This window comes from Bradyrhizobium sp. ERR14, from assembly GCF_014198235.1.
Classification (GTDB): domain Bacteria; phylum Pseudomonadota; class Alphaproteobacteria; order Rhizobiales; family Xanthobacteraceae; genus Bradyrhizobium.
The window spans coordinates 89,252-114,186 of record NZ_JACIHD010000007.1; the positions used below are offsets into that span (position 1 = coordinate 89,252).

Annotated in this window: 23 protein-coding genes and 3 pseudogenes; 17 read left to right on the top strand and 9 right to left on the bottom strand. The window is 59.8% G+C overall.

Annotated features, from left to right (window positions below; translation table 11 throughout):
- The first annotated feature begins 883 nt into the window (after positions 1 to 883).
- On the top strand, positions 884 to 1,132 hold the full coding sequence (locus tag GGD62_RS20800) for a hypothetical protein (RefSeq protein WP_179734497.1): 249 nt from the start codon (positions 884 to 886) through the stop codon (positions 1,130 to 1,132).
- Positions 1,133 to 1,175: 43 nt separating this feature from the next.
- On the opposite strand, the gene GGD62_RS20805 is transcribed toward GGD62_RS20800, so the two are convergent.
- The gene (locus GGD62_RS20805; protein ID WP_183709927.1) at positions 1,176 to 1,331 is read right to left on the bottom strand and encodes a hypothetical protein; all 156 of its coding nucleotides are present in this window, start codon (positions 1,329 to 1,331) and stop codon (positions 1,176 to 1,178) included.
- A gap of 677 nt (positions 1,332 to 2,008) precedes the next feature.
- On the opposite strand from GGD62_RS20805, the gene GGD62_RS20810 reads away from it, so the two are divergent.
- The 6 genes and pseudogenes from GGD62_RS20810 (at position 2,009) to GGD62_RS20840 (ending at position 9,374) form a co-directional block, all read left to right on the top strand.
- Positions 2,009 to 2,293 carry a hypothetical protein gene (locus GGD62_RS20810; RefSeq protein ID WP_183709929.1) on the top strand — a complete coding sequence of 95 codons (285 nt, stop codon included), beginning with the start codon at positions 2,009 to 2,011 and terminating at the stop codon, positions 2,291 to 2,293.
- A gap of 570 nt (positions 2,294 to 2,863) precedes the next feature.
- A complete protein-coding gene (locus GGD62_RS20815; RefSeq protein WP_183709931.1) occupies positions 2,864 to 3,133 on the top strand; it encodes a hypothetical protein in 270 nt (89 codons plus the stop codon).
- A gap of 615 nt (positions 3,134 to 3,748) precedes the next feature.
- Positions 3,749 to 4,249 (top strand): hypothetical protein, encoded by a 501-nt coding sequence (locus GGD62_RS20820; protein ID WP_183709933.1) that lies wholly within the window; start codon positions 3,749 to 3,751, stop codon positions 4,247 to 4,249.
- 1,773 nt (positions 4,250 to 6,022) lie between these two features.
- Positions 6,023 to 6,536: pseudogene (locus tag GGD62_RS40600) on the top strand (IS3 family transposase); the annotation flags it as partial.
- Positions 6,537 to 6,775: 239 nt separating this feature from the next.
- Positions 6,776 to 8,090: pseudogene (locus GGD62_RS20830) on the top strand (IS30 family transposase).
- Positions 8,091 to 8,777: 687 nt separating this feature from the next.
- Positions 8,778 to 9,374 (top strand): hypothetical protein, encoded by a 597-nt coding sequence (locus GGD62_RS20840; RefSeq protein ID WP_183709937.1) that lies wholly within the window; start codon positions 8,778 to 8,780, stop codon positions 9,372 to 9,374.
- Between the two features lie 776 nt (positions 9,375 to 10,150).
- Here GGD62_RS20840 and GGD62_RS20845 read toward each other — a convergent pair.
- The gene (locus GGD62_RS20845) at positions 10,151 to 10,486 is read right to left on the bottom strand and encodes a hypothetical protein (RefSeq protein ID WP_183710255.1); all 336 of its coding nucleotides are present in this window, start codon (positions 10,484 to 10,486) and stop codon (positions 10,151 to 10,153) included.
- Between the two features lie 208 nt (positions 10,487 to 10,694).
- Between GGD62_RS20845 and GGD62_RS20850 the strand changes: the two genes are divergently transcribed.
- The 3 genes from GGD62_RS20850 (at position 10,695) to GGD62_RS20860 (ending at position 12,377) form a co-directional block, all read left to right on the top strand.
- Positions 10,695 to 10,952 carry a hypothetical protein gene (locus tag GGD62_RS20850; RefSeq protein ID WP_183709939.1) on the top strand — a complete coding sequence of 86 codons (258 nt, stop codon included), beginning with the start codon at positions 10,695 to 10,697 and terminating at the stop codon, positions 10,950 to 10,952.
- A gap of 591 nt (positions 10,953 to 11,543) precedes the next feature.
- Positions 11,544 to 11,759: a hypothetical protein gene (locus tag GGD62_RS20855; RefSeq protein WP_183710256.1), complete on the top strand. Its 216-nt coding sequence runs from the start codon at positions 11,544 to 11,546 to the stop codon at positions 11,757 to 11,759.
- Between the two features lie 459 nt (positions 11,760 to 12,218).
- The gene (locus tag GGD62_RS20860; RefSeq protein WP_183709941.1) at positions 12,219 to 12,377 is read left to right on the top strand and encodes a hypothetical protein; all 159 of its coding nucleotides are present in this window, start codon (positions 12,219 to 12,221) and stop codon (positions 12,375 to 12,377) included.
- 328 nt (positions 12,378 to 12,705) lie between these two features.
- On the opposite strand, the gene GGD62_RS20865 is transcribed toward GGD62_RS20860, so the two are convergent.
- Positions 12,706 to 13,629, bottom strand: coding sequence for a hypothetical protein (locus GGD62_RS20865; RefSeq protein WP_183709943.1), 924 nt, complete (start codon positions 13,627 to 13,629; stop codon positions 12,706 to 12,708).
- A 111-nt stretch (positions 13,630 to 13,740) separates the two neighbouring features.
- The gene (locus GGD62_RS20870; RefSeq protein WP_183709946.1) at positions 13,741 to 14,601 is read right to left on the bottom strand and encodes a BRO family protein; all 861 of its coding nucleotides are present in this window, start codon (positions 14,599 to 14,601) and stop codon (positions 13,741 to 13,743) included.
- Positions 14,602 to 16,220: 1,619 nt separating this feature from the next.
- Here GGD62_RS20870 and GGD62_RS20875 point away from each other — a divergent pair.
- Both GGD62_RS20875 and GGD62_RS20880 read left to right on the top strand, forming a co-directional pair.
- Positions 16,221 to 16,406, top strand: a complete 186-nt coding sequence (locus tag GGD62_RS20875; RefSeq protein ID WP_183709948.1) for a hypothetical protein — start codon at positions 16,221 to 16,223, stop codon at positions 16,404 to 16,406.
- Between the two features lie 42 nt (positions 16,407 to 16,448).
- Positions 16,449 to 17,699: an SDH family Clp fold serine proteinase gene (locus tag GGD62_RS20880; RefSeq protein ID WP_183709950.1), complete on the top strand. Its 1,251-nt coding sequence runs from the start codon at positions 16,449 to 16,451 to the stop codon at positions 17,697 to 17,699.
- Between the two features lie 20 nt (positions 17,700 to 17,719).
- On the opposite strand, the gene GGD62_RS20885 is transcribed toward GGD62_RS20880, so the two are convergent.
- The 3 genes from GGD62_RS20885 to GGD62_RS20900 form a co-directional block, all read right to left on the bottom strand.
- The gene (locus GGD62_RS20885; RefSeq protein WP_183709952.1) at positions 17,720 to 17,896 is read right to left on the bottom strand and encodes a hypothetical protein; all 177 of its coding nucleotides are present in this window, start codon (positions 17,894 to 17,896) and stop codon (positions 17,720 to 17,722) included.
- A gap of 622 nt (positions 17,897 to 18,518) precedes the next feature.
- Positions 18,519 to 19,142 (bottom strand): hypothetical protein, encoded by a 624-nt coding sequence (locus GGD62_RS20895; RefSeq protein WP_183709956.1) that lies wholly within the window; start codon positions 19,140 to 19,142, stop codon positions 18,519 to 18,521.
- 55 nt (positions 19,143 to 19,197) lie between these two features.
- Positions 19,198 to 19,386 (bottom strand): hypothetical protein, encoded by a 189-nt coding sequence (locus GGD62_RS20900; protein WP_183710257.1) that lies wholly within the window; start codon positions 19,384 to 19,386, stop codon positions 19,198 to 19,200.
- Between the two features lie 593 nt (positions 19,387 to 19,979).
- Between GGD62_RS20900 and GGD62_RS40870 the strand changes: the two genes are divergently transcribed.
- Entirely contained in the window at positions 19,980 to 20,780 is an 801-nt protein-coding gene (locus tag GGD62_RS40870; protein WP_283813310.1) for an effector protein NopP, read from the top strand.
- Positions 20,781 to 21,286: 506 nt separating this feature from the next.
- Here the strand turns inward: GGD62_RS40870 and GGD62_RS20910 are convergent.
- Positions 21,287 to 21,866 (bottom strand): annotated as a pseudogene (locus tag GGD62_RS20910) (IS630 family transposase); the annotation flags it as partial.
- 344 nt (positions 21,867 to 22,210) lie between these two features.
- Complete coding sequence (locus GGD62_RS20915) at positions 22,211 to 22,642, bottom strand: hypothetical protein (RefSeq protein WP_183709958.1); 432 nt, start codon at positions 22,640 to 22,642, stop codon at positions 22,211 to 22,213.
- Positions 22,643 to 23,465: 823 nt separating this feature from the next.
- Between GGD62_RS20915 and GGD62_RS20920 the strand changes: the two genes are divergently transcribed.
- The 4 genes from GGD62_RS20920 (at position 23,466) to GGD62_RS41680 (ending at position 24,758) form a co-directional block, all read left to right on the top strand.
- The gene (locus GGD62_RS20920; RefSeq protein WP_183709960.1) at positions 23,466 to 23,765 is read left to right on the top strand and encodes a hypothetical protein; all 300 of its coding nucleotides are present in this window, start codon (positions 23,466 to 23,468) and stop codon (positions 23,763 to 23,765) included.
- 161 nt (positions 23,766 to 23,926) lie between these two features.
- Positions 23,927 to 24,088, top strand: coding sequence for a DUF2934 domain-containing protein (locus tag GGD62_RS20925; RefSeq protein ID WP_179739311.1), 162 nt, complete (start codon positions 23,927 to 23,929; stop codon positions 24,086 to 24,088).
- Complete coding sequence (locus GGD62_RS20930) at positions 24,085 to 24,270, top strand: hypothetical protein (RefSeq protein WP_020508686.1); 186 nt, start codon at positions 24,085 to 24,087, stop codon at positions 24,268 to 24,270. The genes GGD62_RS20925 and GGD62_RS20930 overlap by 4 nt, the downstream gene beginning before the upstream one ends.
- Before the next feature lie 209 nt (positions 24,271 to 24,479).
- The gene (locus tag GGD62_RS41680) at positions 24,480 to 24,758 is read left to right on the top strand and encodes a DUF2934 domain-containing protein (RefSeq protein WP_183236980.1); all 279 of its coding nucleotides are present in this window, start codon (positions 24,480 to 24,482) and stop codon (positions 24,756 to 24,758) included.
- Positions 24,759 to 24,935: the final 177 nt, after the last annotated feature.

Consider the following 24,935-nt stretch of genomic DNA (forward strand, 5'->3'; position numbering starts at 1 on the left):
GCTGGGCCGCTACGATGGCATTCTGCAACGACAATCGTCGACTCGAAATAGACCGCGCGGGTATGGCTCTCGCGCGTCGTTCATCGCAGCTCGGAGTAATGCTGGCCTTGCACCTTTACTGAGCCTTGTCCAGGATGGGGTTGCCCCGGGCGCCGAGTTCATGGGTTATCGTCAGCACCGCAATGCGACCGCGACGCCGCGCTCATTCGTTGGCCCTGCGAGCGGCCATGAATACGCGCTTGTCGCGGCGATGGACGCGCCGCACGTTGCTGCTGCCCTGGGAGAGCATCGCGAAGTGTTGGAAGCCAGCTTAGACCGTTTGACAGCACGCGAGATTGCCGCCGACCGCCGGGGCCTTCCGAAAGCAGGCCGAACGGGCGGTCGCCGCGCAGGATGCTGCACTGGCTACGCTATCGGCCATGGAGGAAAGGCTCGCGGCGTAGCATCACCACGGTCCGGCCCAATTTTGGACGGAAATCGCCGATCAATACCCCCATAGCGCTATATTGGGGAGCGGCGAGACGTGGTGAGCGAGCGGAAAAGCAACGTTTGCACCGGACAGATCTTGATTGATGGTAGCCCGCTGCGCTGCAAGGTCCGCCACCTCACCGCGTCCTCGGCGGTCGTCCAGACTCCTAACGCGCCTTTCGTGCCCGCAGCCTTCGGCCTGCGCGTTCCAAGCGCGGACGTCGATACGATATGCACGGTAGTTTGGCTTGATGCACACCGCCTTGGTGTGACATTCTGAACTAACCGCCAACTTTCTTTCTGGACACGCGTCCCCGCGCGCCGGTGGGACCGTATTGACATGTAGGGATGTGCTTATCTCGACGTGACGTGCAAAACTTTGGCGCGCCGGCCACCCAACCGGCGTCGCCACCTCTTGAGCCGTGAAGCCGCCAATCGGCTTATTATTTCCACCAACATTCGCAACTTGACATTTATGGAGGATGGCCAATTGGCCACGCTAGATAGCGTGCTCGACGCATCGAGCGAACCATTGGCTTTCGCCGATCGCGCGGCTATAGCGTCGCTCGGCGGCTGCAAGAAGCCGATCTGCTACCACTCGGTGGTCCTGGCTACGCACCAGAACTTGCTCAACGCGACGCCGGCCCCCTGCTTGCCACGCTGATGTCGGCTCCGAAATTGCACGAGGCGGCGGAGCACGCACGCGCCTATTCCGCCATGACGCCAGGCGGCGCGGTCTTGTCGACCGATGCACCCGACAGCATTCCGCGCTCGAATTTCTGGATTTGAAATCCGAGATCGCCGTCGGCCGGGCGCCCGAAGCCGTCGACGACATTCGCGGCCATCGTTTCGAGTTCGTGCATGGCTGGCGCGAGCTTTCAGCACATAGGCCGGAAGACAGTGTAACACGTTTCGTGTTGCCCGGCGCACTCGCGTCGCATCAACAGGCCCCGTATAGCATCGCTGGCCTCGTCAAGGGTGAGGTTTTTGCAAATCTCATGAAGGATCTATTTTAATGGCAATTTTGAAAAAGAAACCCGCCGACGCATTTGTCCTCCCGACGCTTCTGGACTCGAGCCCGGATACGCGGCGCTCTTTGCCAAACAGGCTGAACTCAGCGCCCTTCTTTCCGGCCTCCGAAAGGAAGCTGACGATCTAGACAAGAGGTTCGCCGAGCAGCCGAAGTCACCGCCTCTGCTGGAGTTCCGTGTCTCCTTGGGGATCCGGAGGATGCTGCGCCCCACCTCCGAATGCGCCGGGCAGAAGTTTCGGGCGAAATCACCGACGCCGAAACGGCGCTTGTGCATCGTGTGCACATCACGCCTGAGCAGTGGTGCTATTCCGGAGGGGTATAGAACTGCAGCGCGGCCCGCACGACCCGTACGAACTGAGCAACCTAAAGAACGCCCTGGCTGCTGCGCTGGGCCGCAGCAAGTTTGCCGCCAGTCCGCTAGATCGTCAGCCACGATTGAGGCTGCGACTGTGAACCGATGGAGGTCGTGCTCGAACTGCAGGCGCAACTCCGAAAGAAGAGTCGGACATGACGACCAGCAATAACGTCGTCGACACCCGCCCAGTTCTGCATGTCGTGATGCCACGCGCCGAGGTCGCGCGCGAGACGCCGCTGCCGCGCGAGACCGTGACAGCCTTCCTGCGCCGCTCTGATTGGGCTACGCGTGGCCGCAAGTATGGCTGGCAGTTCAAGAAAGGTTTGCCGACCATCCTTGAGATGAACGGCGAGGCGGTGCTGCGTCGTGATTGGCGACGTCGGGAGGCAACGGCGGCGCGAAGCAGGCTATTGGGCTGGTTGCGCTTGTCGCGGTAGCGGCGTTGCTCGTCCGTTGGGCGGTGCAATTGCGAGCGCGCTTGCCCTCCCAGCCATAGCCGGCACGGTTATCGGCGCGGGCATCGCCATTGGCGGTTCGTTCCATGTGAGCGCCGCACGGACAGTCAACTTTCAATTCAAGGAATTTGATAATGTCGGCAGCTAACCTCATCGTCGCCTCAGACGGTGCGCATCTCGTTTCAGACGCGCTAGTCTGGAATACGGCAGATCAAACGATTACCGCGATCTGCAACAGGGCGATCTTGCTCCCTCAGTTTCGGGCTGCGGCGACGGTTCGAGCGGAGGCGTTCGTCGTTTCCAGGCGGTCGGGCTCGCTCTATCGACGATGACCGCAGGCGGGTTTGCCGAGTTTAAGCAGACGGTTGGTCCAACGCTAATGGAGCTGAACGACCGGATGGACGCAATGGGCGCGGCGAGTCCATTCGAGGTGTCGGTCGCGGGAATTTCGGAACAGCATGGCCCGTCCGGTTTTCGGATTACGTCACTGGAGGCCGGTAGCGAGCACCTGGAGCCATGGCGAGCATTTGAGTTTCCGCGCGGCTTTAGTCCGTGCCGCAGCAATACCGAGGCGGACGAGCAAAAGATACGATCGGCATTGCCACCGCACCGGCAAAACTTGAGGGACACGCCATCACCGTGTTGGAAACTCAGCGTGATATCGCCGGGCGAGACTACGTTGCCGCAAGCGGCATCAGCACGCGGATCATTCATCGGTGGCATGAATCGTTGGGCCCGCCACCGGACGAACGCGGCTGGATTGCCTTCCAACCATCCACCGGCAAAGTCAGGTGGAAAATCGATGGCAAATGGCTCCCATAGAGCAGCAAGGATTTTACATTGACGGCACTTTCAGAGCGGTGCGCCGGCAAAGGGCTATGGCGGAACGTCGACCTCGCCACGCACGATCGGCACGGGGAGTAAGGATCTCGCCAGCCAGGCCGGTCTGGCCTATCAGATCGGCGCGCGCGTTCGGGCGACGTCGAATGGCGATACAACCAAGTGGGCGGAAGGCGTTGCGACCTGCTATGATGGTGCGTTTATCGCCATCAATGTCGACAAGATCAGCGGCAGTGGCACGCTGGTAGATTGGGATTTCAATGTTGCCGGTCAGTTCGGGGCCGGCGATCTGACGAGCGCGAACAACCTGTCTGAACTAACTGCAACAGCGGCGACGGCGCGCAGCAATCTCGGTATCAAACAAACCGTCCAGTTAGGCGCGTCGCAAGATTTCAATGCCGTTGTTGCTCCCGGCACTTATTATTCATCGGACTCGACCGGAACAAACACCCCGGCCGCAAGTGACTTCTGGTATCTGACGGTAGAAGCGTTCGGAGCAAGCACATACATCAAGCATTGGCCACGCGTGTTAATCTCCCGGCGAAACATATGTGCGCGTTTGCGTCGCAGGCACATGGGGGCTCATGGCGCCGCGTTATGACCGGCGACAACAACCTATCGGAAGTAGCGAACGCAGCAACGGCGAGGGACAATCTCGGCGTGCCGCAGACCTATGGACAGTGCCGATTGACACTGTCCGGCGGAAACCTGGTGCTGGCGCCTTGGAATGGAAATCTTCTAACGATCGCAGGCGCTCCGCAGATCGTTCCAGAGGCGGGCGTTTCGCTTGCGGCAACCGGCCTGATGCCGGGCACGACTTATCTCATTTGCGCTTATATGAATTCCGGCACGATGACGCTTGAAGCGTCAACGACCGCTCACGCGACATCGACGCGGGCCGGCAACAAAGGCACCGAGATCAAGAGCGGCGATGGTACGCGGTCGCTGGTCGGCATGGCGCGCGTCATCACTGGCCCAGCATTTGCGGACACAGCGGCGCAAACCGCTCGTTGCCTCGTGGTTCAACCGCGGCTGCCGGGACGTCACGGGTGCGATAGACGGAGTGTCCACGGACACCGGAGCGGGCGCCTACACTGAGAAGACAGTCTTCAAGGCTGAGTTCGTCGCTTTGGCCGATGAGGTCATTGACGCTAAAATCACCGGGACAGTGACAAAACTCTACAAATGCGGGCGCGTGCGGTTTCGCGATCTTCTTTGACGGCGCGGTCGGAGATAACTGGGACGTCAATCCTCAAGGAGCGATGTACCGCATCCCAGCCTCTGGCCTCGCGACCCAGAAGGCGGGAACGGACGGCTACCATCATGTGTCGTTCGGCTTGCGCGCCATAGGGGGCGGCGCAGCCTCGGCCGTCTATGGGCTGAAAGTATTGGCAACGGTTGGGTAGGGGCCGCGCGGGAAGACCAATGCCCAACAACGACTCCAACCGGCAGATCAGCCAGCTGCCGATGCCATCCCTTGGGGCGTTACCTCCAGCCCGATCCGGTCATCGGCTCAATACCAGCGGTTAGCAACAGTGTTTTGACAAATCCATGGTTTGTTCACAAAACATATTACGTGAGATTCTGAGCAGGCCCGCAGCGTGACGGCCATCTATAGCCGCCCGTCTTGTCAGCTTTCGGAAAGATAGTCCGCGTAAAACGCCTTTGAAGTTAGTGGCGAGTGGCAGGGACAGCGCAATGCACCAGAACGGTCAGCGCCGAGTCATGTTCCCGCTAACTTCAAATGGTAGTGCGGGCGGGGCAGGGACAGCGTCTGATCCAACGCAACCGAACAGCGCCGAGTCTCGCCCGCAAGGCCTGCCACCTGAGACTGATCGCCAAGTCACCGCCTTGTTTTGGTAGTTGCTCTAGGGCATTCGTCCTGAGAATACACCCCTGTCAGCTTCTTGCCCCCGCTTGAAGCTGATAAGTTAGCGGCACGTGGCAGGGACAGCGCTTTATCGGTCCACTTCAAAGCGCCGAGTCACGTGGCCGCTAACGTTCCCAAATGCGTCCGCTACACGGTTAAGTAAAGCGGGTGGCGTTGCGGGAAAATCTGTCCCCATCTCGCGCCTGAGCGCCTGAGCGCCTCGAACTCGGATAAGGTCGAGAGAGAGCAATCCGCCACCGCGTCCATTTTTGAGCCGATAACTTCAACCTGGGATCGCCAATCGGCCAGCTGTTCTTCAGTTCGCTGTGGCCCGTACGTGTCTTCCGGTGTATGGCTTGGCCCACGGGACGTAGTCCGTGAATGCTTGGATTGCCGCTACCACTTCGGTCCTAGGCACGGCGGTTACTGCTATGAAGAGCCAGCTCGAACAGTCGCAGGTCGAGGGTTTTACTATGAGAGGCACGCGGGGATGCGGCAACCCACCGGTGCTGGTAGGTGCTTTCCGGTAGGTCTCACGATACTCCTTGATCGCACCCCTTGAGAATTTGAGCCTCTCGGGAGCAAAGGTGGCCAGCCTCAGTCTTCGAGGACGGGCTGGCCACCGAAGTTTGTGGCGCAAACCCATAGAGCAGTACGGGCCAACGGATGCACATATTCGAGCGGCACATCACGTCCCTGCGGTCGCAAGCGCTTGCGGTGCTTGCAGCCAATCAGGCCCGCGCGGCCGATCAGTCTCTGAGCCCATTAGACCGCGAAGCCGCCACATCTAATGCCGCCGAGGCTCAGGCAATGGTGGACATACTCGTTGCGTGAAACCCAATCTCGGGCCGAAGGAGGCCCGGAAAATCGCTGCACGCATACGCGCTCTTCTAGGGGCGCCGCGTGAGTGCAACCGGTTCGGGTGGGATGCCTGTGAGACTTTCGCTAGCGCGCCGCGCCCGCACTGCTCCCGGTGTGAGACTGGGATCATCACGCGGACGGCCGGCTATTACGCTTGGCGCGAACGCCCGGAGAGCACCCGCGCAACCTCCAATTCTGCGCTGCTGGCCGAGATCCAGCAGGTCCATCGCGAGAGCGGCGAGCGCTACGGCAGTCCCCGGGTCCATGCTCTCCTGCGGACGCAGGGACGTGGTGCCAGCCGCGGCCGGATCGAACGGTTGATGCGGCGGCATGGCATTCGGGCGATCATGGCGCCGCCACGTCGGGTCCGCACCACAGTGTCGTCAGAATCTGCCGATCGCGCCGAACCTGATCGCACGCGACTTCACCGCCGCAGCCCCGAACCGGGTCTGGCTCGCCGATATCACCTACATCCCGACCGCTGAGGGTTCGTTGTATCTGGCGGCCGTCATGGATCTCTTCAGCCGGAAGATCGTCGGCTCGGCCATGCGCGATCATATGCAGGTCGAACTCGCATCCGCGGCACTGGCGATGGCCATCCAGCAGCAACGGCCGCAGGCCGGATTGATCCACCACTCCGATCGCGGTGTGCAAGGCGGATTTAAACGGTCGTCGCAACACCGTGAAGTTGGAGGTTGCGATGAAAGTTGTAATTCGACGTTCGGCGCGGTCAGGCGCGAGCGCCATTGCCAGGCCGGCCGTCTGTGGCCGGACGCGATGAACAGAATAGATTTTGGAAGGCGATTGCCACGGGGCAGAGCAGCGAAGATGCTGCACTTGAGGCCGGCTTATCGCAACCTGTCGGAAGCAGATTGTTCCGAAAGGCAGGCGGCATGCCACCAGCGATGTTCAGATCTTCGGCCAAACCTCTCTCCGGGCGCTACCTTTCATTGGCTGAACGCGAGGAAATCGCCCTTCTAAAGGTGCAGGGCCGTTCCATACGGGAGATTAGGCGCCGCTTGGGACGGGCTGCTTCGACGGTCTCCCGTGAATTGCGGCGGAACGCGGCCACCCGCGGCGGCGGGTTGGATTATCGGGCCACAACTGCCCAATGGCATGCAGACCGATCTGCCCGCCGGCCCAAGTCGACCAAGCTTGCGCTCAACGCAACCTTGCGCACTTATGTGGCGGAGAGACTTGCCGGCGGCGTTGTAGCCCCGAGCGGAGCTTATATTCCGGGGCCCCGCCGTTCGGTGGAACGGCCGCCGGCATGTGCCGGCGAAAGGATCGACGATGGGCCAAAGCATGGAGCCCTGAGCAGATTGCCCGACGCTTGCCGATCGACTTCCCGGACGACAAGACGATGCGCATCAGCCACGAAGCCATCTATCAGGCTCTCTTCGTACAGGGCCGCGGTGTACTACGCAGCGAGCTGACGGCCTGCTTGCGAACCGGGCGCGTGTTGCGCGTGCCCAGGGCGCGAGTACGCAGGCGAGGCAAGAACTTCGTCTCGCCGGCGATCATGATCAGTGACCGCCCCGCTGAAGCGGCCGATCGAGCAGCGCCGGGACATTGGGAGGGAGACCTCATTCTCGGTCTTGGCAGCTCGGCGATCGGCACGTTGGTCGAACGCACGACGCGCTTCACAATGCTATTGCACCTTCCCCGATTAGCGGGGCATGGCGGAAGCTCCGCGCAAGAAGAACGGACCTGGCTTGCGGGACACGGGGCGGAGGCCGTGCGTGACGCGATCTCGCGCACCATCATCACTTTGCCCGAAGAACTACGTCGCACGCTGACTTGGGATCAAGGAGCCGAAATGGCTCAGCAGACCGCCTCAAGATCGATGCGGGCATCCAAGTCTACTTCTTCGACCCGCAAAGCCCTTGGCAGCGCGGCACTAACGAGAACACCAACGGGTTGCTGCGGCAGTACTTTCCGAAAGGCACAGACCTGAGCATCCACAGCGCCGACGAGATATCCGCTGTAGCGGCGGCCCTCAACGCCCGACCTAGAAAGACACTGGGCTGGATGGAAAGCTTCTTCCATACCTTGAAGACCGAGCTCGTCCATCATCGCGATTACAAGACCCGCGCCGAGGCCCAGCGCGATATCTTCGCCTTCATCGAGGGCTTCTACAACCGAACCAGGCTCTATTCCGCCCTCGGGTATATCGCCCCGATCGAGATGGAGCTAAAAGCCGCCTAAACCCGTCTACGTTTTCGGGGGAAGATCATACTTTTCAATTTGGGACAATATTTCTTTGCGAGTGTCGATCGACAGCGCGGAGTCTTTCGCCAAAGAATTCATGGCGCGAATAACAGCGCCCGTCTCTTGAAGCATTTCAAGTACGACTTCGTATAATACCTGAACTGCCTTGTCTGTCGGTTTTTCCGCCACCCGGCTGAGCCTTTATAGTCTTTGCATTCAAGCTGACCAGAGCCGCGAAAGCAACCCGGTCACTCTGTCGCCCCGACTCAGGCGCGCACTTCTGCAGCGCAATTCTGCGCTTAGGAGAGGGTGCAATGGGTTTGAAGAATCCAGACGGGTTTATGGCCCGCCTCGAAGCTGGCTTCTCCCTGGCGGCGACCATCAACGGCAGGAACACTCCAGACGGGAAGAGGCGTCGCGGCCTTGGGACGGAGAGGGATCGTTTGTTGTCGTGAATTCCCCGAGTGGGGACAGAAAGCGCAGGCGCTTATTGTGCAGAATCCTAAGGCCGCTCAGAGGCGCAAGGGAGGCGCCAAAGGCGCCGATCAATCGTGCGGTCAGATCGTGATTCTAACCAGCCAGCGCGGCGCATCCCAGCCCATCGGGGAGTGCACCGAACTCGGAAGCATGTTCGGAGACTCGTTGAACGGGACTGGATCACCAACTCTGAGCAGGAGGCTCTTCATGAATATGCTCGTCTCGTCAGCAGCCATCGCCGCAGCGCCAGCCGTTGCCGCACCGCAGGAGTCGGCGCCGAGGACGTCGGAGATTGCGACCGATCACAAGGCGGTCTTGGAGCGTATGGAGCAAGTTGTCGACGTGCTCCGAACACGCCATATCCGGCCGGGCTGGACCTTGAGTGCAGATCGCGCTGCGGCCTACTTTCGTCGGCATGTCCGGGGGCCTAGTTTTAGAGACGAAGATGAGGACACGGAAGAATTTCACCACGCTGCGAAATTCTTACATGCCCATGGCCAGTCGATCTATTGGGTCCTGTTCGGCGACCCAAGTTTTTTGATCTGTGGGCTCGCGGCGTCATGTTGCCCGGCGGAACATCCTATTCGTCGAAAGCGGCGGCAGACCCGATCATCGACGCTATCGAGGCTCATAAAGAAAGCGAGTGCAGACTACTCGGCAGCAATTCGCGACCTGGTGCCGGGGACACTCGATCCCGATCCGGAGAAGGAAGAAACGTTCGGCGATCGAGAAGCCGAAGTCAGGCACGAACTCGCCACAAGCGTGCCGACGACGTTGGCCGGGCTGCTCGCTGTCCTCACATAAGTCGAAGAGGTCTCTACCGGAAAACACTCGGAAGCGGCCGGCCGACAATGCTTTTGATAGGGACGACCTGATGAACTTGCTCGTCAGCGCCCAAGATTGCGTTCGGACGATCTCTCAACAGTCGGTTTAGCTAAAGCGCCAATCGCCCGCCGGTGAGGGGCGGCGGGAGAGCGCTCACGCGAACAAATCAAGAAGCGCCGCGAGCGTCCGTGTTGCGTCAACTAGACGGGACAGAGCGGGACAGCCTGGAATTCAAGGGTTTTCGTCAGCATCAGGCGCAACATGCATTTCAGCAGCGAGAAACCGTGATGCTGTTGAAATTGCTGGCGATCCCAGCAGGACTGATAGAAATCAAGCAATTCAACAGCTTGATGCCAAGGTTAGGCAGTTTTCCAGCCATTGTTTCCCATAGGTAAATTCGGTGATTGCCTAACCGGGCTGGGCGCGGCTGGGGCGGTCCCTCGGGTCCAAGATACAATCGCACAACCAAATAAATCGCTTGTAAGTTGTGTATCCCCGTAGTTCTCCGGATAAGAACACCCGCGGAAATTAAATAGGTCAGCATTTGTTCCCCAGGCGTGTATTTATAAACGGAACACGTAGAAGTAAGGCCGTCTGAGTTGGGCGGCCTCAATCCCGCGGACAGCCCAGGAACGACCGGCAAGCGACTGGATTGGTGCTGTGCTCCGGCTCCATGCCCCCCGTGGCCCGGAGTAGTCCCAACGGTCCCAGTCGCTGCCAAGACGGCTGGGGCCGTTTTTTTCGAGATGGATTTGTTATTTGGGACCGAAAAGGCTGATGAGCCCGATCGCGACGGGTATCAGGGCGACGCAGGCCCACAAAGCCGGCGCGCCAGAGTTTAGGCCGGCAATGAAGATCCCGATGCCAAAGCCGACGATAAAGGCCGAGATCGCATAGGCAGCTACTGTGTCCATCGGTCGACCCACAAGCAACTGGATCGATATCTCAAGGACGCGCCGCGGCAACAAACGTTCCAGCGCGCCGTCCTTTACCGGGCCAGGCTTGGCTTCCTGGCTCCAGCAGATTTTGGGGTGCCCGTTTAGCAAACGGGTCCGCGGAAGCCCACTAGTCATCACCGGTTCAACCACCAAGCTGGGGAGACCTTCATGGGCAATCGCGCCGCTCGTCGTGCTTGGGATCTCGCGTTCAGTCGGATGCTCACCTAACGGATCTGGACAAAAGGCTAGCGATGACGATCGCAGACATGGACAGACGTGGCTTTTCGCTATGTCGGATGGGCGACGATTTTTTCTTCCAACCCAAACCGCAATACGCGGCTAGCCTTACCTGAGAGCAAACATGAACATCATAAACCTGCGGCCTGTCGCCAACCGTGGCGGCGGGCGATTTCGTGACGTCGCGATATTTGACGCTGAGGTCGTAGACGGACTTCGGATTAATGGCCTGAAGCTGGCGCTAGCGCCGGACGGCAAGCGCTTTGTGTTCTCGCCTGGCCGCGAGGGTGAGCGGTTCTGTACGTTCAAGGGCGACTATGCTCGCCTTCTAGCCGATGCCGCTTGGGAGAATGGGGGCCGTGTCGCCAGTGACAAGCGATAAAAAACACACACCGGATTCCCTGAAGTATCAGTGGAAGTTGCTAGGCCTTGTACAGCGTTCCGATTGGGCAACCGGCCTAGACAAGTCGGTCGCATACGAGGTCATTGACAACTAATATTCAAAGTTCGGCAACAGCCGAACTAGCCTTCGTTATCTGGAGAAGGCGACCGGGGCTGCCCGCCAAAATGTCATCGTGTCATTGCGCCGGCTTTGCGAAAACGGTCCTTTTAGCGTTGCGCGCAAAGGCTCCGGTGTCAGGCCCACCGAATACAATCTACACTTCGACCAAGTAGCCGAGAGCGCTAGTGGTCATGCTGACGTTACCACTGCCGGCGATTTCCCTAGCGGTCCTGCGCACAGGACCTCTAGTGGTCATGCTGACGTGACCGCTAGGGGCCTTAGTGGTCATGCTGGCGTAACCGAATCCGTCCTACATGTGGACGGCCTACAGGCCGACTTACATGATAGGATGAATGACACCCGCCCGCCTACGGCGCCGCTGCTCGGGGATGGCCTGGTGGCCACCCCAGCGCGCGGGTCGGCGGTGGAAGAGTTGCCGGCCTCCCAAGCAGAGCCAACCTTTGAAGCCCTATGGCTCGCGGCGCAGAGTTTCTGGGATATCGGCAGCACCGCAACAATACCGCGACCAAGGGCAGCTTCGATGGACCGGCGTGTGGCCCGGAGGACGCCCTTATTTCCACGCTAGACGCGCCACACGTTGCCGCTGCGCTCGGCGATCATCTCGCGGTATTGGAAGCCAGCTTAGACGGTCTGACCGCGCGCGAGATTGGCGCCGCGAACGGCTAGGGCGATGGCAAGGCAGGAGAGAGGAGGGCTGTGCGCGCTCAAGACAATGCTTTGGCTGCGTTGGCTTCGATGGAGAAAAAGCTGGCAGCCTAACAATGAAACCATGGTCCAGCCTCATTTGAGACTGGAATCGCCGATCAACATCCCCCGCGTTTATAAGCGGGGGGACGGCGAGACGTGGCAAACGAGCGGCGACGCAATGTCTATGCTGCGCAGATCTTGGTCGACGGCAGTCCTCTGCGGTGCAAGGTCCGCCACCTCACGAATTGCTCTGCCATAGTCCAGATCGATAACGCGCCTTTCGTGCCCGCGGCTTACCGAAGGTTGACGTTCGGAAGACGGACCCGATGAGGCCTCACGTAGGCACATGGGCTAAACCCGGCGAAGCACCGGTCATTGGGCCGCAGGAAGACCAGCAATTTCATGATAACGGTCTCCAAGTACCCGGGGATGAATGCGATGGCGGTACTGCATGACCATTTGTCCTATTCCATGAATTTCGATCCGGTCACGAACATCTGGACAATAGTGCCCGTAACGGCCGCGACTTACTACGGGACGGGGGCTCCGGCTGAGGATCAGATCCGTAAGGCTGCGGAAAAAGATAAAAAAGGCTAGGTTGGAGACACGCCTGAGTTGGTTCGGCGGCAACTCAGGCGCGTTTATGTAGCGGCAAATGTGTACCCGGCCGTTAGGCCGAAGCGACCGCCTGCTCGATCATCGGAAGGGCGTCTTGTCGGAGCACTCTGGTGGTCGCCCGCCCGCCCGAATACATGACTGATACCGCCACGGCTCGACGAAGCTGCCGCCCCACGTTCCGGCTCTTCTGTATTCTGCCAGCCGCTGTGCTTCGACGTATTCGCCTGCGGAGTATTGCGGCCAATCAAGCCCACGCCCATTTGAAGTCATCGTTGCAGCCGGCGATGAGCGATATTCCGCTCGAGAGCTACCCCGAAAGAACGGCCCGCAGTCGTTCGATCGCTTTCCGGTCGGGAAGAGCAAAGCTTGGCGGTATTTCGACCACCTCGCTTCGGCAGGTAAGCTTGAGCAAGCCGGCATAGTGGGTGGCACGGCGAGGCACTGCGTTATTGGCCGCCGTGCAGATCGTCGATAACACGGCGGGCTGAAAGAATAGCTCGACATCCGCGAGCCTAGCCATCGCAATCTCCGCGCGGCGGATGATGCCCTCGATGTCGGATCGGATTTTGCCAACAGACTTCATCGCTCGCTGATGATCTCCGGCCAAGGCTAGGGCTACGGAAGCGATTTCCTTCATGAGCCGCGCGAAGCTGTCCTCGAGATAGTTACCGTACTGAGCGCAGAGATGCCGAGGCATCACCACTCCGCCGATCCGGCCACCGCAATCGCGAAGGCTCTCGAATACGAACGGAAACCGCGACGAAATTTGACGTCGCAGTTCATCGTGGGCTTCCAGCACCTTTGATTTCACTACTGCGTCCGCCCACATGGAGAACTCCGTGATGGCCTCTCGTAACTCGCCTATACGTATAATCGCATGTCGTCGACTGACGGCTGCGTCGTAATCCGCGCGGCGTCCGGCGAGGCTTTCGCCATAGATCGTCTCTGCACACATCCATCCGACAAGAAAACGGGCTTCGCCGAGCCGCATGACGGCGCCATGGAGGTGTCTGTGATGCCCGTGCACGCAGGCGAATTCATCGTCACGCCCTGAGCCGCGCAGGTCGTAAGTGTATTCAATGAATGCGTCTTGGTGATTGGGCGGAATTTCAGTGACGACCCCTGGCAGCGCGCTCGGATCGTCGACGATGAGATCCATGCTTGCGAGCTGATCATCACTGATCTCCGCCCAGTGCTGTTTATGGTCTGTTCCCGACTTGGGTTTAAGCAATATCCGTCTCCGTTAAAGAGCAAAGTACATGCGGGTTTGGGAGAAGATGGGCGCGTGCCAATGAGTTGGAAGCCGGTGGCCGTCAGGCCACCGACCTCCGTAGGTTCGTCTTTAGCTAGCCTTGCTCATGGAGGCGGGCTGGCGGCCAGCGATTGAGACACGTGAAGCCACCGGTCTTGCCGAGCCTGGTGTCGGCAGGAGCTTCGGCAGATACGGGAGCGCAGCGACGTCTCTCGTCCGCAAGTACCGCTCCGAATGATCGGGGATCCATACCGTGTCGATGAACTCGATATAGAGAGGAAGCAAGGCCAACGAATATTGCCGAGCTTCTCCCTCCCATTCGGGCGTCTTGTGTACGTAGAAGGCGTAGTCGCTGCTGACAGACGGATGCTTTTTCTTCAGCCAGTCGGAGAAAAGCCTTCCCACACTGACGTCCGGGCGGATTTCCTTTCCGTCAGGGGCCCGGTCAGCCATGATATGGCCGACCATTTCCAGTCGCCCCCAAAGGCGAACAGCGAGTTCGTTGATGACGGAAAAATATCCCGTCGAAACGCGATCCCAGTTGTCGTTGTAGCGCCGGATAAAGGCGGGGGTCTCACCGCCGTAGCGACCGGTTTTCCGGATCGACGGCAGGACCTCGGCGGTCACCCAGCGCCGGAAAACCTTGGCGGCGGGCTTGTCCGATCGCAACACGAGCGTGTACATGCCGGATTCGCTGATGAGCGTCGCGGGGCGAGGGCCGTTGTAGAAGCCCGGGTCAGAACCGGGCATGCCGTTGGCAAAGTCCTGAGTGACCTTGCGCTTCTCGTCGTCTTCGAGCTTGGCGGCGTGCTCGGCGTAGCTGCGCTTGTGCGGCATCAAGCCGATCGCGTCGCAGACGTCGGAGAGATTGAACCAAATCTCGCCGTCGATGCTGAACGTCCGGAACTTCGAATGGTCCTGACGCTCGAAAATTTGTAGTGAGTACTGCATAAAAAGTCCCTGTTTCAAGGCGTTTGGCAGCGACTCGTAAAATTGGGGCTTGACAGGGTTTCCCCCATTCCTATTTAGTCCCCATGCGAATTACGAAGCCCGCTGCTCAGTGGGTTGGAGGGCCGACGGTGGTTGCACACCGAGCGGCCCAATTTTTTGCCTGCCGAGAATGGCAGGCCCAATCCATGTGGGAACGATTGGTTCCTAGTTCAAGGGCATTTGATCGGATAAATTTACACCTCATTAATCGATTGATTCTGCTCAATTTCTCCTGTCGTGGGCAGCGCATTCCGCTCCTGATCTGATGCACTGCGGCTGCCGACAGGCCCGACCCCGGGCGCTCCGGCGCCGGTCCCCGGAAAACCATCTCGCAGGTGAGTGGGGGCCCAGCCGTTGCCGCTGGTCTCGAAATGGCGCGACGAAGATACCGTCGGGGCGGCCCACCGCAGCAGGGAGGCGGGACAGGTCTTGAGCATGTCGAGCTGCACGACGAAACGGCGAGCTCGAGCGCGCACGACGTCGTTTCGCGTTGCTTCATCAGTAGCTTTGCTCCCAGCGTTCGCAGGCCACCACGCCGAAGGTGGTCGAGACCGGTTCGCGTTGGGTCCGTTGGGCTCGAGCTCGTGGATCAACGCTTCTTCGATAGTGGCATTGTCTGACAGTCTTGCGGCCCTTGGTTGGTGTAACGGCTGCGCATTCGCAGACTGTGAACAACATGTGCCCTGCGGATTTTCCGCATGGGGGTGAGACAATTATTCTCGTATGTTGATTGTCAACGTCCGCAAGAGAAAGGGGGCGGTCCCCCGCGAAGAGCACCGCCCCAAACCGACCCTCTACGGATCGTTCACCTTGGAAGCCGCCGCCCCCTAACGGGGTCGGCGGCGACCATAGGCGGAGCCGCGCGGACACCGCCTGACAGGAAATATAACCGGGTTCAGTTGTTGGGGTGTCCCGCCACAGGCAATTGTCGCTCGGTCATCAACACCTTTGTTTTTATCGGCGGATGAACGCGCGCGCTTTCACTACGCTCATTCGCCGCAAACCGCTTCACGCGCGCCGAATCGGTCGGATTTGGGTTCCACGCAGGGAAGAGGCCGACGTGGCCCCATTCATATAGACCGTTGGGCCCGGCCGGCACGCATACCGATTGGGCCGGGGCCACTCGTCGCGCTCGTGGCCGCTGCGGTCGCGCTGCAGCTCGTTGCGGAGATGGCGGCGGCGAAAAGTGTCAGCGTCCAACTTACTGATATTTTGTCGTGAAATGGCGCGATAGACGGGCTCAAACCCATAACCTCCGGCGTGACAGGCCGTGACACACGAGCTCCATCAATGGCAGCTGACATTTTACGCGTCGCAAGAAAGCGTCACGGCGAGGGCCGGCGTCAGCTCGGACGGCGACGCGGGTCACCAGCCTGGCGTAAGGCCAGCGGAGTACCAAAATGGCGCATTGCGGCCATTTATTAAGCATCCGTTAACCATGAATTCGAGATACTGTCGGCAACCGCGACCGTTAACAAGGCGTTTACTCTACTGGACACGACGCGAGTTCCCAGCTACCCACCGCCTCGTGGTTGCGGTTACAACGGCTCTACCGCGATTACCGTCAGGGAGGATCGGACATGGCGACAACGGAAGAGAAGCTCGACGCAGAGCTCGGTCGCATCTTGAAAGTCGCGGCCGACATGGCGCCCGTCTCAAATGAGCTGCATCAGCTGCAGCAAACCCAAAGCACCGCTTGGCCTTGGCGGGTTCCGCAGGCGCCGTCCTACACCTCTGATCACGCGCCGAAGCCGTTCCGCGACTAGCCATTTCATTACGCGTTCTTTGGCTTTGCGCGAGGTTCGCGCATGGCGACGTTTGGAAAAGTCCTAGAGCAAATTCAGTCCGAAAGCCGCGCCAGTCCCACGGACCGGGTGCGCCGTAGCTTCCTCAAGAAGCTCCACGACCTCACTGGCCGAAACGTCGTCGTCTACTATTCCGGATGGCTGCAAAAGCCGGGGCCGGAAAACTTCTCCAGCGTCATGATCAATGACGAAGACAAACACGGCTTCATGGCCGCGTTTGCTGGGCTTGATTTCACAAAAGGGCTCGACCTCGTCCTGCACACGCCCGGCGGCGACGTTGCCGCGACCGAAAGCATCATCGATTACCTCCGCAGCAAGTTCGGTCGCGACATACGCGCGATCGTGCCGCAGATCAGCATGTCCGGCGGCACGATGATCGCGCTGGCCGCGAGCGAGATCATCATGGGCCGGCATTCCAACCTTGGGCCGATCGATCCTCAAATCGGAGGCCGACCCGCAATCGCGATCATAGCCGAGTTCGAGAAGGCGAGAGCGGAAATCGCGGCGACCCCGCACCTCGCGCTGCTTTGGCAGCCTATCCTTCAACAATACGCGCCAACGCTCCTATCCACCGCCGAGCACGCCATAAGGTGGACGCAGGAGATCGGAGCGAAGGCGCTCCGAGAAGGGCTCTTTGCCGATCAAGAGGACGCGGAAGATAAGGCGCACCAGGTCGTTGAGTTCCTGATCAGCCACGACCTTCATCGTGCGCACGGCCGGCATCTGCACCGAAACGAGTTATCGCAGCGCGGCTTGAACATTTTGGATCTGGAAGGTGACGACGATCTGCAGGACGCGGTTCTCAGTGTGCACCACTCGTGCATGATCACCGTTGGCAATACGCCTGTGGCTAAGATCATCGAAAACCATCTCGGCATCGCTCACGTCAAGGCGATCCAGCAGCAGGTGCTGCTCGCCCAGGGACCGCAGATGCCAATGATGCCCATGCCACCGACGCCAGTTCCGATGCCGGCGCCGATGCCGCCTGCACCGGCGCCCGCCCCCGAAATGCCGGCTGAGCAAGCCGCGCCTGCAGATGTTTCGGCAGACCAGCCCAGCCCCCCACGGCGGCAGAAGCGACTAGTCGCGCGCAAGGTAGCGAAGAAGGCTGTGAAAATGCGCGCGACTAAGAAGGCCATCAAGGCCCGCGCGGCCAAGAAGGCAGTTGTCAAGCGACTGGCACGTAAAGCCGTCACGTCGCGGCTGCCACCTTCGAATGTCCGACCTCTGTCGGTAGATGATCAGGACGGGTGATCGACAATCAATCGATGGGGCTATCGCGAGAGCGGCTGCAGTAGAGGCGGCACGGGCGCCTGATCGTCTGGTTTGCCCTTCAGCACCTGCGCACCCTTCACCCGCGCCTCGTCAAACCGCCGCACCGACGCTGCGTTGACCGGGTTGTAGGTTTTGCGCAGCCGCTTGTTGTTGTTGTTGTCGATGGAGTTGGCCATCTTGTTGGCCTGGTCCGTGACCTCGGCGCCAGGCGCTGACTGCACCCAGTCTTTATGATCTTGCCGCCGAGTTGCGGGAAATCTCGGTAGATCGAACCGATGAAAAATAGCAGACACCAAACCGCGGCGCCGCCGGAGTTGATCGCCTGTCACGATTGCGGGGCGTCGGTCTCATTTTCCGCGGCGGCTTGCCCTACGTGCGGCTCCCGAGAGCCCGGCGGGCCGTATATCCAAAGCAGGCAAGAGCGGCGTCTACATCGTGGCGAACAGCGGAACGACGAGACGCTAGTCAGGGCAACACTGCTCTGCTGCTTCGTGGGTGTGGCTTACGGTTCAGTTATGATCGGATGGTGGGGTGCCGTCGGCTATGGCGTGCTGGGTGCGGTGATCGGCGTGCCCGCAGGCTTCATCATCAGTGCGAGCCGGCACCTGTTCGATTGACGGAAAGTCATCCCCGCCGACGCGGGCGCCACAAGCGCTTAAACTCGTTTGTTACCCACCGGAACAGAGGTTCTAAAAGGTGGGTAACTGGGGGGTGTTTTCGTGAGCGATTTCAAGCGTTGTTTTGAGGCTTGGCGATCCCAGCAGGACTCGAACCTGCAACCCGCGGAGTAGAAATCCGCTATTCGGCCAAGACGCCCCGTCTCCGCCAACTATCCGTTGACCACTGAAATCCCGTAAACAAACTCCGCCAAAGGAAGGTCAAACAAGCGCAAACTCCATGATTTTGTTGGTCCTTGCGATTGCTACTTACATTCGGGACGAAGGGGTCGCAGGTTCCGACCTTCATGCAAGCCGGGGGATTTCCTGTTGGGCCAATCGCAACAGTCGGGGTGTTGCGTGTCCCCGCAACCAACGATTCTTGCGAAAGCAAGGCACCCAAAAGCCCGACTTCCGAAAGGACGTCAGGGTTTTTCTTCGCCGCGAAGCGCAGAACCCCGGCCAGGTCGCCTCGCAGTACGATGACCAGCTCTTTCGCATCGGGCACGAGCGTCACCTGATCGACCAGCGTGCGGAAGACCTCAGCTGCCTCGGCCCTGCCGTTCTCGCTTTGTAGGCTCTCGTAGAGCGCGGCAATCCGCTGGCGATAGATCTCCGCCATGTTCGGGTGCAAGAGAGGCGGCGGCACCTCAGCGTTTACCAGCAGTTCAGTGAGCTCTGCCTTGCGGGCTTCAAGGCCACCAATCTTGTCCTTGAGCTGAGCGCCGGGCACGCCGTCTAGGATGGCTTGGATCGCTCGATCCAAGTCCCGCTGGACGCGCTCCAACTCTTTGCGTTGACTGACGATGTCAGCGCTGCGCTCAATGCGCAGCCGGCACCTCGCGGGTGAACTCGTCGCAGAATTCCTTGAATAGCTCGGGATCCATGAGATGCGTCCGCAGCCTGCCGAGCACCGACGCTTCCAACGCATCGCGCCGGATGTTCAGGCGGTTGTCGCAGGTGCCTTTGTTTCGCGACGTCGCGCAGCCAAGCAGATCCTTCGAGATCATTGTGTAGCCGATGTCCTCGCCCGTATTGCCGATCTTGGTACATCACGGCTGCACGAACTGCTGCCCTGGGAATGGAAGCTACTGCGCCAAACCGGCAACTCCGGCGATCAGCAAGCCGCCTGATCCTCACCCAACGCCATCATATAGCTCGCGCGCACGCGTCAATCCGGCGGCCTTCGTCGTAGGCGCACAGTGGTCCACCCATTGCGCAAGTAGCAGAGACGCCGCCTGCAGCGCAGATCGCCAAACTCATTCGACACCAATGGCGCAAAGGCCGGAGTGCAGTCGACGGAAGCGCCAGTAGATGCGACACAGCTCGCGAATAAAGGTTTGCTGACGCGGGCTATTCCTGATGGAGCGTCCATCGTGGGAACGGAGCTTCGCTCACGCTGATCTCAAGTTCGGCCGAGTTATGAAGACGCTCCGGAGAGCGCGGCGCCGAACTGCGCTCTCGCCGGCTCGCCCTATCGTTTCAGCGAATTTAGTATTCCGTTTATTTGTCGCCGTCAGCTTACGGACAGCCAAGCTACTTATCTGCGGAGTCAGGTCTAATGACCTGAACACAATGCAACAGCCATAGGAGTGTGGTCGTCATGGACGGTCGAATTAACAATTGGTCGGATGTTCCATCCGATGATGAGTATCATTACGCAAGCTCCTCGGAGCACAGGAATTCCGACGATTTCGCGGACGCGCTCGGTAGAATGGGATTGCAGGATTCGGGTGCCGGCTCATCCTCGCAGCCGAGTTATTACCTCACTTCAAGACCTCCCGTTATTGAGATCGACCAAGCCGAATTCCGGGAACGGGTGAGGAGCTTTCATGGTGAAGAAATCAATCATATCGCCAACAATCCGCAGGAATACTCAGAATTTGTGTCCGAAAGAGCTAGGCGCACCGCGGATGTCGCTAGCAGTTTCGGGATCCGAAGGGATTCTGATGCCGCCCGATATTACAGCTACCAACTAGGAAATAGGAGCGTCGGCCTCCAAAGAACGGAAGCCGGATTTCCTATGGCGACTGAGTTCACCAGCCAAGGGTGGCGAGAACAGTTCCCCGGACGAACTAACGTCACATCAATCGTGGATTTTCAGGTTGCTCATCCGCTCGTCGGCAACGCCGGCGATATTCTGCTCGAGCACCAACTACGGCAAGACGGCGAACGGCCGCTGGTGAACTGGCGTCCTGCTAATGACGAAGCGAGAGCCCGTGCAGAACAAATGGGCTTCGTTGATGTAGATCACAATGATATGGTACTTGATCCCACCCAGTCCAGACAGTGGAGATATAGGGATGGTGAATGGCAGCGCGCAACCAATTCTTCGGCGTATCTCTCCAAAGTCAGCGATGATGAACCTTCATCAGAGTCCGACTCGGATGGAGACTTTATGTGACGTGAGATCTCCACCAATCCGTTGAGGTGGAGCAGGAGCGCAGACCAAGCGACACCTGCGGCTTACGATCGAGCCTTGACGGAACGAAGCCGAAGCCAATTCGGCTCAATCGGTGAGGTGCACTGTACTGATCGCACCGCGGCTGTTTACGAGAGTTGGTGCCTATAATAGCACAAAAGAAAACCCAGGTTCCAGCCGGGGTTTTCGACTGCCGCCCGGGCGGGAGGAGCGGATTGCCTATGGCGGGCGCGAGCGTCATTGTGTCCTCGCCATCAGAATGGCTCGGGATCTTTCCGGGTTCGCTGGGTGAGGAGGGCTTCGTTGGCCGTTTTCTTCGTAGGCGGTAATCTCGAGAAGTGTCGGGCCAACTCATCGAGCAACGAGACCATCCACCCGGTCTCGCCGGCAGCGGACGCATGGCAAAGATCAAAAAAGGAGCAGATGTCAGCACACCCACCTCATTCTGCTTTAGTGTCCTGAACCAGAAATTCGCGACATTGCGATGCCTAGGCTTGAGTATTGTATCGGCAGAAGCGTTCGATGGAAGCGCGGATGTCGTCGGGGGACTTGGTCCATTTGAATGGCTTGGGATGGGCATTGTGATGACTGATGAAGTCCATAATGTCTGCGCGCAGGGCTGGACGCTGCGATAGATGCCGCGCCGGATCTTCTTATCGAGGAGCGGAAGAAGTGCTCGACCTGATTGAGCCAGGACGAACTGGTGGGCGTGAGATGGACATGCGAGCGCGGCCGTTTGGCGAGCCAGTAGCGGATCAGTGGGGCCTTGTGCGTGGCGTAGTTGTCCATGATGAGATGGACATGGAGACCGCGGGGGACGGCGGCCTCGATCTCGTCTAGAAACTTGCGGAACTCTGCGGCACGGTGACGGGAATAGCATTTGCCGATGACCTTGCCCGTCGCAATGTCGAGCGCCGCGAAGAGTGAGGTCGTGCCGTGGCGCGTGTAGTCGTGGCTGCGTCGTGCGGGCTGACCGGGACGCATGGGCAACATGGGCTGGCTGCTGTCGAGCGCCTGGATTTGGGACTTCTCGTCCACACACAGGACGATGGCATGCTGGGGCGGGGACCCGACGGGAGAAGCGGTCGAGGACGAGCAATGACTATCTTGGCGTTCTCGCGCTTCGCTAACCCGTTGCGCTCTGGGACGGCAATAAAGCGAGCATTCGGGAGGAATGCCGTTTGATGACGGCGGCCAATCGGGGGGGGCGTACTGGATCGTTCGAACCTAACTGGTCTTGAGGGCAGCAGTCTCACTCTTATTGAGATCGAGTTTGCGGCCGGGGCTCGGATGCGGATCACGGGCACGGTCGACACGGCGACGCTGAAGGCCGCCGTGGCGGCGCTGGCAGATGGACGCCCACGGTGATCCCCATCGCGTCGAGCGTGCGGGTGGCTGTTTGCGAGGATTCGCTACGTGCCGGCCGCGCCCTTGGGCTTGCGGGTCGGCTGAGCCGTAAATGGCTTTGCGGCTGCTGCGGACTCCTGCTGCTGTTTCTGCTGGGCAATAGCGGCAAGCTCCGCCTGTTTAGCCTCAGCCTGATCCTCAGGGACGAGCAGGTAGCCCTTTTCGGCCATGCAGCCACGTTGAACCGTGTCAGCCGCGTTGGACCGTTCGATAGACGCGGCGACGCCGGCTAGACCACCGCCAGAGACTGTGACACCCGACAGATTGGCTTTGTTGCGCTCACCTAGGCAGGCGGTGCCATCCAGCTCGAATTGCGTCCGAAGTGCTGGATTGTCCACTGCCTTTTGGCCATCCGCTCGAAGCCAAAGCATCTTAGGCTGAGTGGCACACCCGCCCAGCACGGCGCACAGCGCCCCCGCAGCAGTAAAAATACGCATGAAGTAGCCCCCGGAATATATGCCGAACCCAACAGCAACCGTAGCGCGAGATCAATAGAAAGTTCGTCGTCGCGCTCGGCCAAATTGGAATCGCTGGCCATTCCGAAGAACAGACCGCGAAAGCGCGGGGTGCCGTGTTGCGTGGAGTAGTTCGAAGTGCCGTGTAACACCTTGAATTTGCCGCGACCGATTTGGAGCGCCGCGCAACACGGTTTGCGCTCGCAGAGCGAAGCCACAACGTAGCCAAGACATTGATTTGATGGATAAATTATTGGCGAATCCCGGCAGGGCTCGAACCTGCAACCCGCGGAGTAGAAATCCGCTAGGCCAAGACGCCCCGTCTCCGCCAACTATCCTGTTGACCACTGAAATCCCGTAAACAATCTCCGCCAAAAGAAGGTCAAACAAGCGCAAACTCCATGATATTGGTCCTTGCGATTGCTACGTACATCCGGGACGAAGGGATCGCAGGTTCCGACCTTCATGCAAGCCGGGGGATTTCCTGTTGAACCAATTGCAATAGTCGGGTGTTGCGTGTCCGCGATTTGAACCTGCATCCGTCTAGGCAGGTTCCGATCAGGGAAGCGGGCCGCCCAACCTATGATAGCGGCATCGAATTGCGCTCGCTTTCGATCTTCCGCGACAGAAGTCGCTTTCGTCCGACTGGTAGCTCGAGGTCTTTCAACATTCTCTGTATGAGCGTAAAGCTTCGCCCCAGGGCTCACGAACTGCCTATGCGTAAGATTGGATCGAATATCGTAGAGTTGGGTGGTGTGTGGAAAGGCGGTAGCCCTCTCCCGCTACCAAAATCCCCGAGCTTCGCATGTCCATCCTCCAAGAGGCGTTGCACGACCTGCTGCGTGTCCTGACCTTTGCGGCCTGGGGATGTGCGGTCGTAATCTTGGCGATGGCGATACGACTGGCCTTCTTGAGAGCCGGGACGTTGCCCGAGTGGCGCGGCCTGCTGACGCTCAGGCGTCCGTTGGCGAGCGAGCTCTCGCCGGAATTCCACGCGGCCAATGGTCAGCTCATGCGCCTCATGCTTGCATTCGCCGCGGTGCTAGGCATCGGCGCCCTCCTGTTCTGGCTGGATACCCTGTTTCTTCCTGTCTCAAGTAATTGATGAGCGCGCTATCGCCCGGCGCGCGCAACTAGGAACTCCCGCGCACGATCGAAGCTTGAATCCGCGGGCCAGCCTCGCCGCCGATCGCTGGCCTGCACGGCCCGCCTCCAAGCCCCCCATACCCCCCAGGGTGGGCCGTGCTTCACCAGAGGAGACGAGAATTGACCGATCCGACCGAGCAAGAGATCAGAGAACGCGCGCACCGCTTGTGGGAGCAGGCCGGCAAGCCCGAAGGCCGTGAAGAAGAATTTTGGAATGCGGCCGAGCAGGAGCTGCGCAACGAGGAAAAGTCGAACACGCTGCGAACGCCGGATACGCTGTGACCGACAAGACCTGCCCATTCTGCCAGGGTCTGGGATGGGTCTGCGAAAACCATCCGCTCCGGCCCTGGAGCGAGAAGCTCGGCGGCTGCCGCTGCGGTGAGGGCATGCCCTGCACTTGCAACACGACTGAGGATCCGGAAATCAGAGTGGTGATCGTCGAAGCCGACACGACGTGGCACTAGCGGCGGCCCGCTCGGCTCGCAATGGTGCCGGGTAGGTTGGGTAGAGCGAAGCGAAACCCATCATGCATCTCCTTGCCCAGACCCCATGGGTTGCGCTCCGCTCTCCCATCCAGCGCGCCGTTGTCGAGGGAACAGACCATCCCGAAAGGAATTCAATCTCCGAACAGCACGGGCTCTGACAACATTCCTTTCCCACGGCAGTGTCGGCGGTGGACGAGCAGAAAAAGATAGAGCACCAGATCGAACTCGCCACGCGAGCGGCCGCGCTCGTCAGGGACGAAACCACCGGCCAGCGTTTCCGGAGTTTTGCCGAAGAGCTGAGGCGAAAGCTCCGCCGCATGATGCGGCGCGGCCAGGTGCGCGCACGCGCCTACGAGCTCTGGGAGCAGGCGGGCCGGCCGAGCAATCGTGACCTGGAGTTCTGGCTCGAAGCGGAACGGCAGGTGGAGGATGAGCGCGAGGATCGGAAGGGGGCGGGTGGTTCATAGGCGATAGATGCTGGCCCGATCGAGGAGCATAGCATTCGGATCTTTGCAAGGCTGTCACGCCCGGGCTCGTCCCGCCTGCGGCGCCGAAGGCCCTTCGGCGCGGCGAAGGTCCGGGCATCCACGTTCTCAGTGCTGCACGGCAACAAAGAAAAAAGCCGCCGGGCTCTTCACCCTGGC

Bases quoted from the DNA above. Each gene is read 5' to 3' on its own strand.
- GGD62_RS20920 (WP_183709960.1), top strand. From the start codon at position 23,466: ATGTCCATCCTCCAAGAGGCGTTGCACGACCTGCTGCGTGTCCTGACC.
- GGD62_RS20840 (WP_183709937.1), top strand. From the start codon at position 8,778: ATGAATATGCTCGTCTCGTCAGCAGCCATCGCCGCAGCGCCAGCCGTT.
- GGD62_RS20875 (WP_183709948.1), top strand. From the start codon at position 16,221: ATGGCGACAACGGAAGAGAAGCTCGACGCAGAGCTCGGTCGCATCTTG.
- GGD62_RS20805 (WP_183709927.1), bottom strand. From the start codon at position 1,331: ATGCACGAACTCGAAACGATGGCCGCGAATGTCGTCGACGGCTTCGGG.
- GGD62_RS20885 (WP_183709952.1), bottom strand. From the start codon at position 17,896: ATGGCCAACTCCATCGACAACAACAACAACAAGCGGCTGCGCAAAACC.
- GGD62_RS20820 (WP_183709933.1), top strand. From the start codon at position 3,749: ATGACCGGCGACAACAACCTATCGGAAGTAGCGAACGCAGCAACGGCG.
- GGD62_RS20870 (WP_183709946.1), bottom strand. From the start codon at position 14,601: ATGCAGTACTCACTACAAATTTTCGAGCGTCAGGACCATTCGAAGTTC.
- GGD62_RS20880 (WP_183709950.1), top strand. From the start codon at position 16,449: ATGGCGACGTTTGGAAAAGTCCTAGAGCAAATTCAGTCCGAAAGCCGC.
- GGD62_RS20900 (WP_183710257.1), bottom strand. From the start codon at position 19,386: ATGATCTCGAAGGATCTGCTTGGCTGCGCGACGTCGCGAAACAAAGGC.
- GGD62_RS20860 (WP_183709941.1), top strand. From the start codon at position 12,219: ATGGCGGTACTGCATGACCATTTGTCCTATTCCATGAATTTCGATCCG.
- GGD62_RS20850 (WP_183709939.1), top strand. From the start codon at position 10,695: ATGAACATCATAAACCTGCGGCCTGTCGCCAACCGTGGCGGCGGGCGA.
- GGD62_RS20855 (WP_183710256.1), top strand. From the start codon at position 11,544: ATGGCTCGCGGCGCAGAGTTTCTGGGATATCGGCAGCACCGCAACAAT.
- GGD62_RS40870 (WP_283813310.1), top strand. From the start codon at position 19,980: ATGGACGGTCGAATTAACAATTGGTCGGATGTTCCATCCGATGATGAG.
- GGD62_RS20810 (WP_183709929.1), top strand. From the start codon at position 2,009: ATGACGACCAGCAATAACGTCGTCGACACCCGCCCAGTTCTGCATGTC.
- GGD62_RS20915 (WP_183709958.1), bottom strand. From the start codon at position 22,642: ATGCGTATTTTTACTGCTGCGGGGGCGCTGTGCGCCGTGCTGGGCGGG.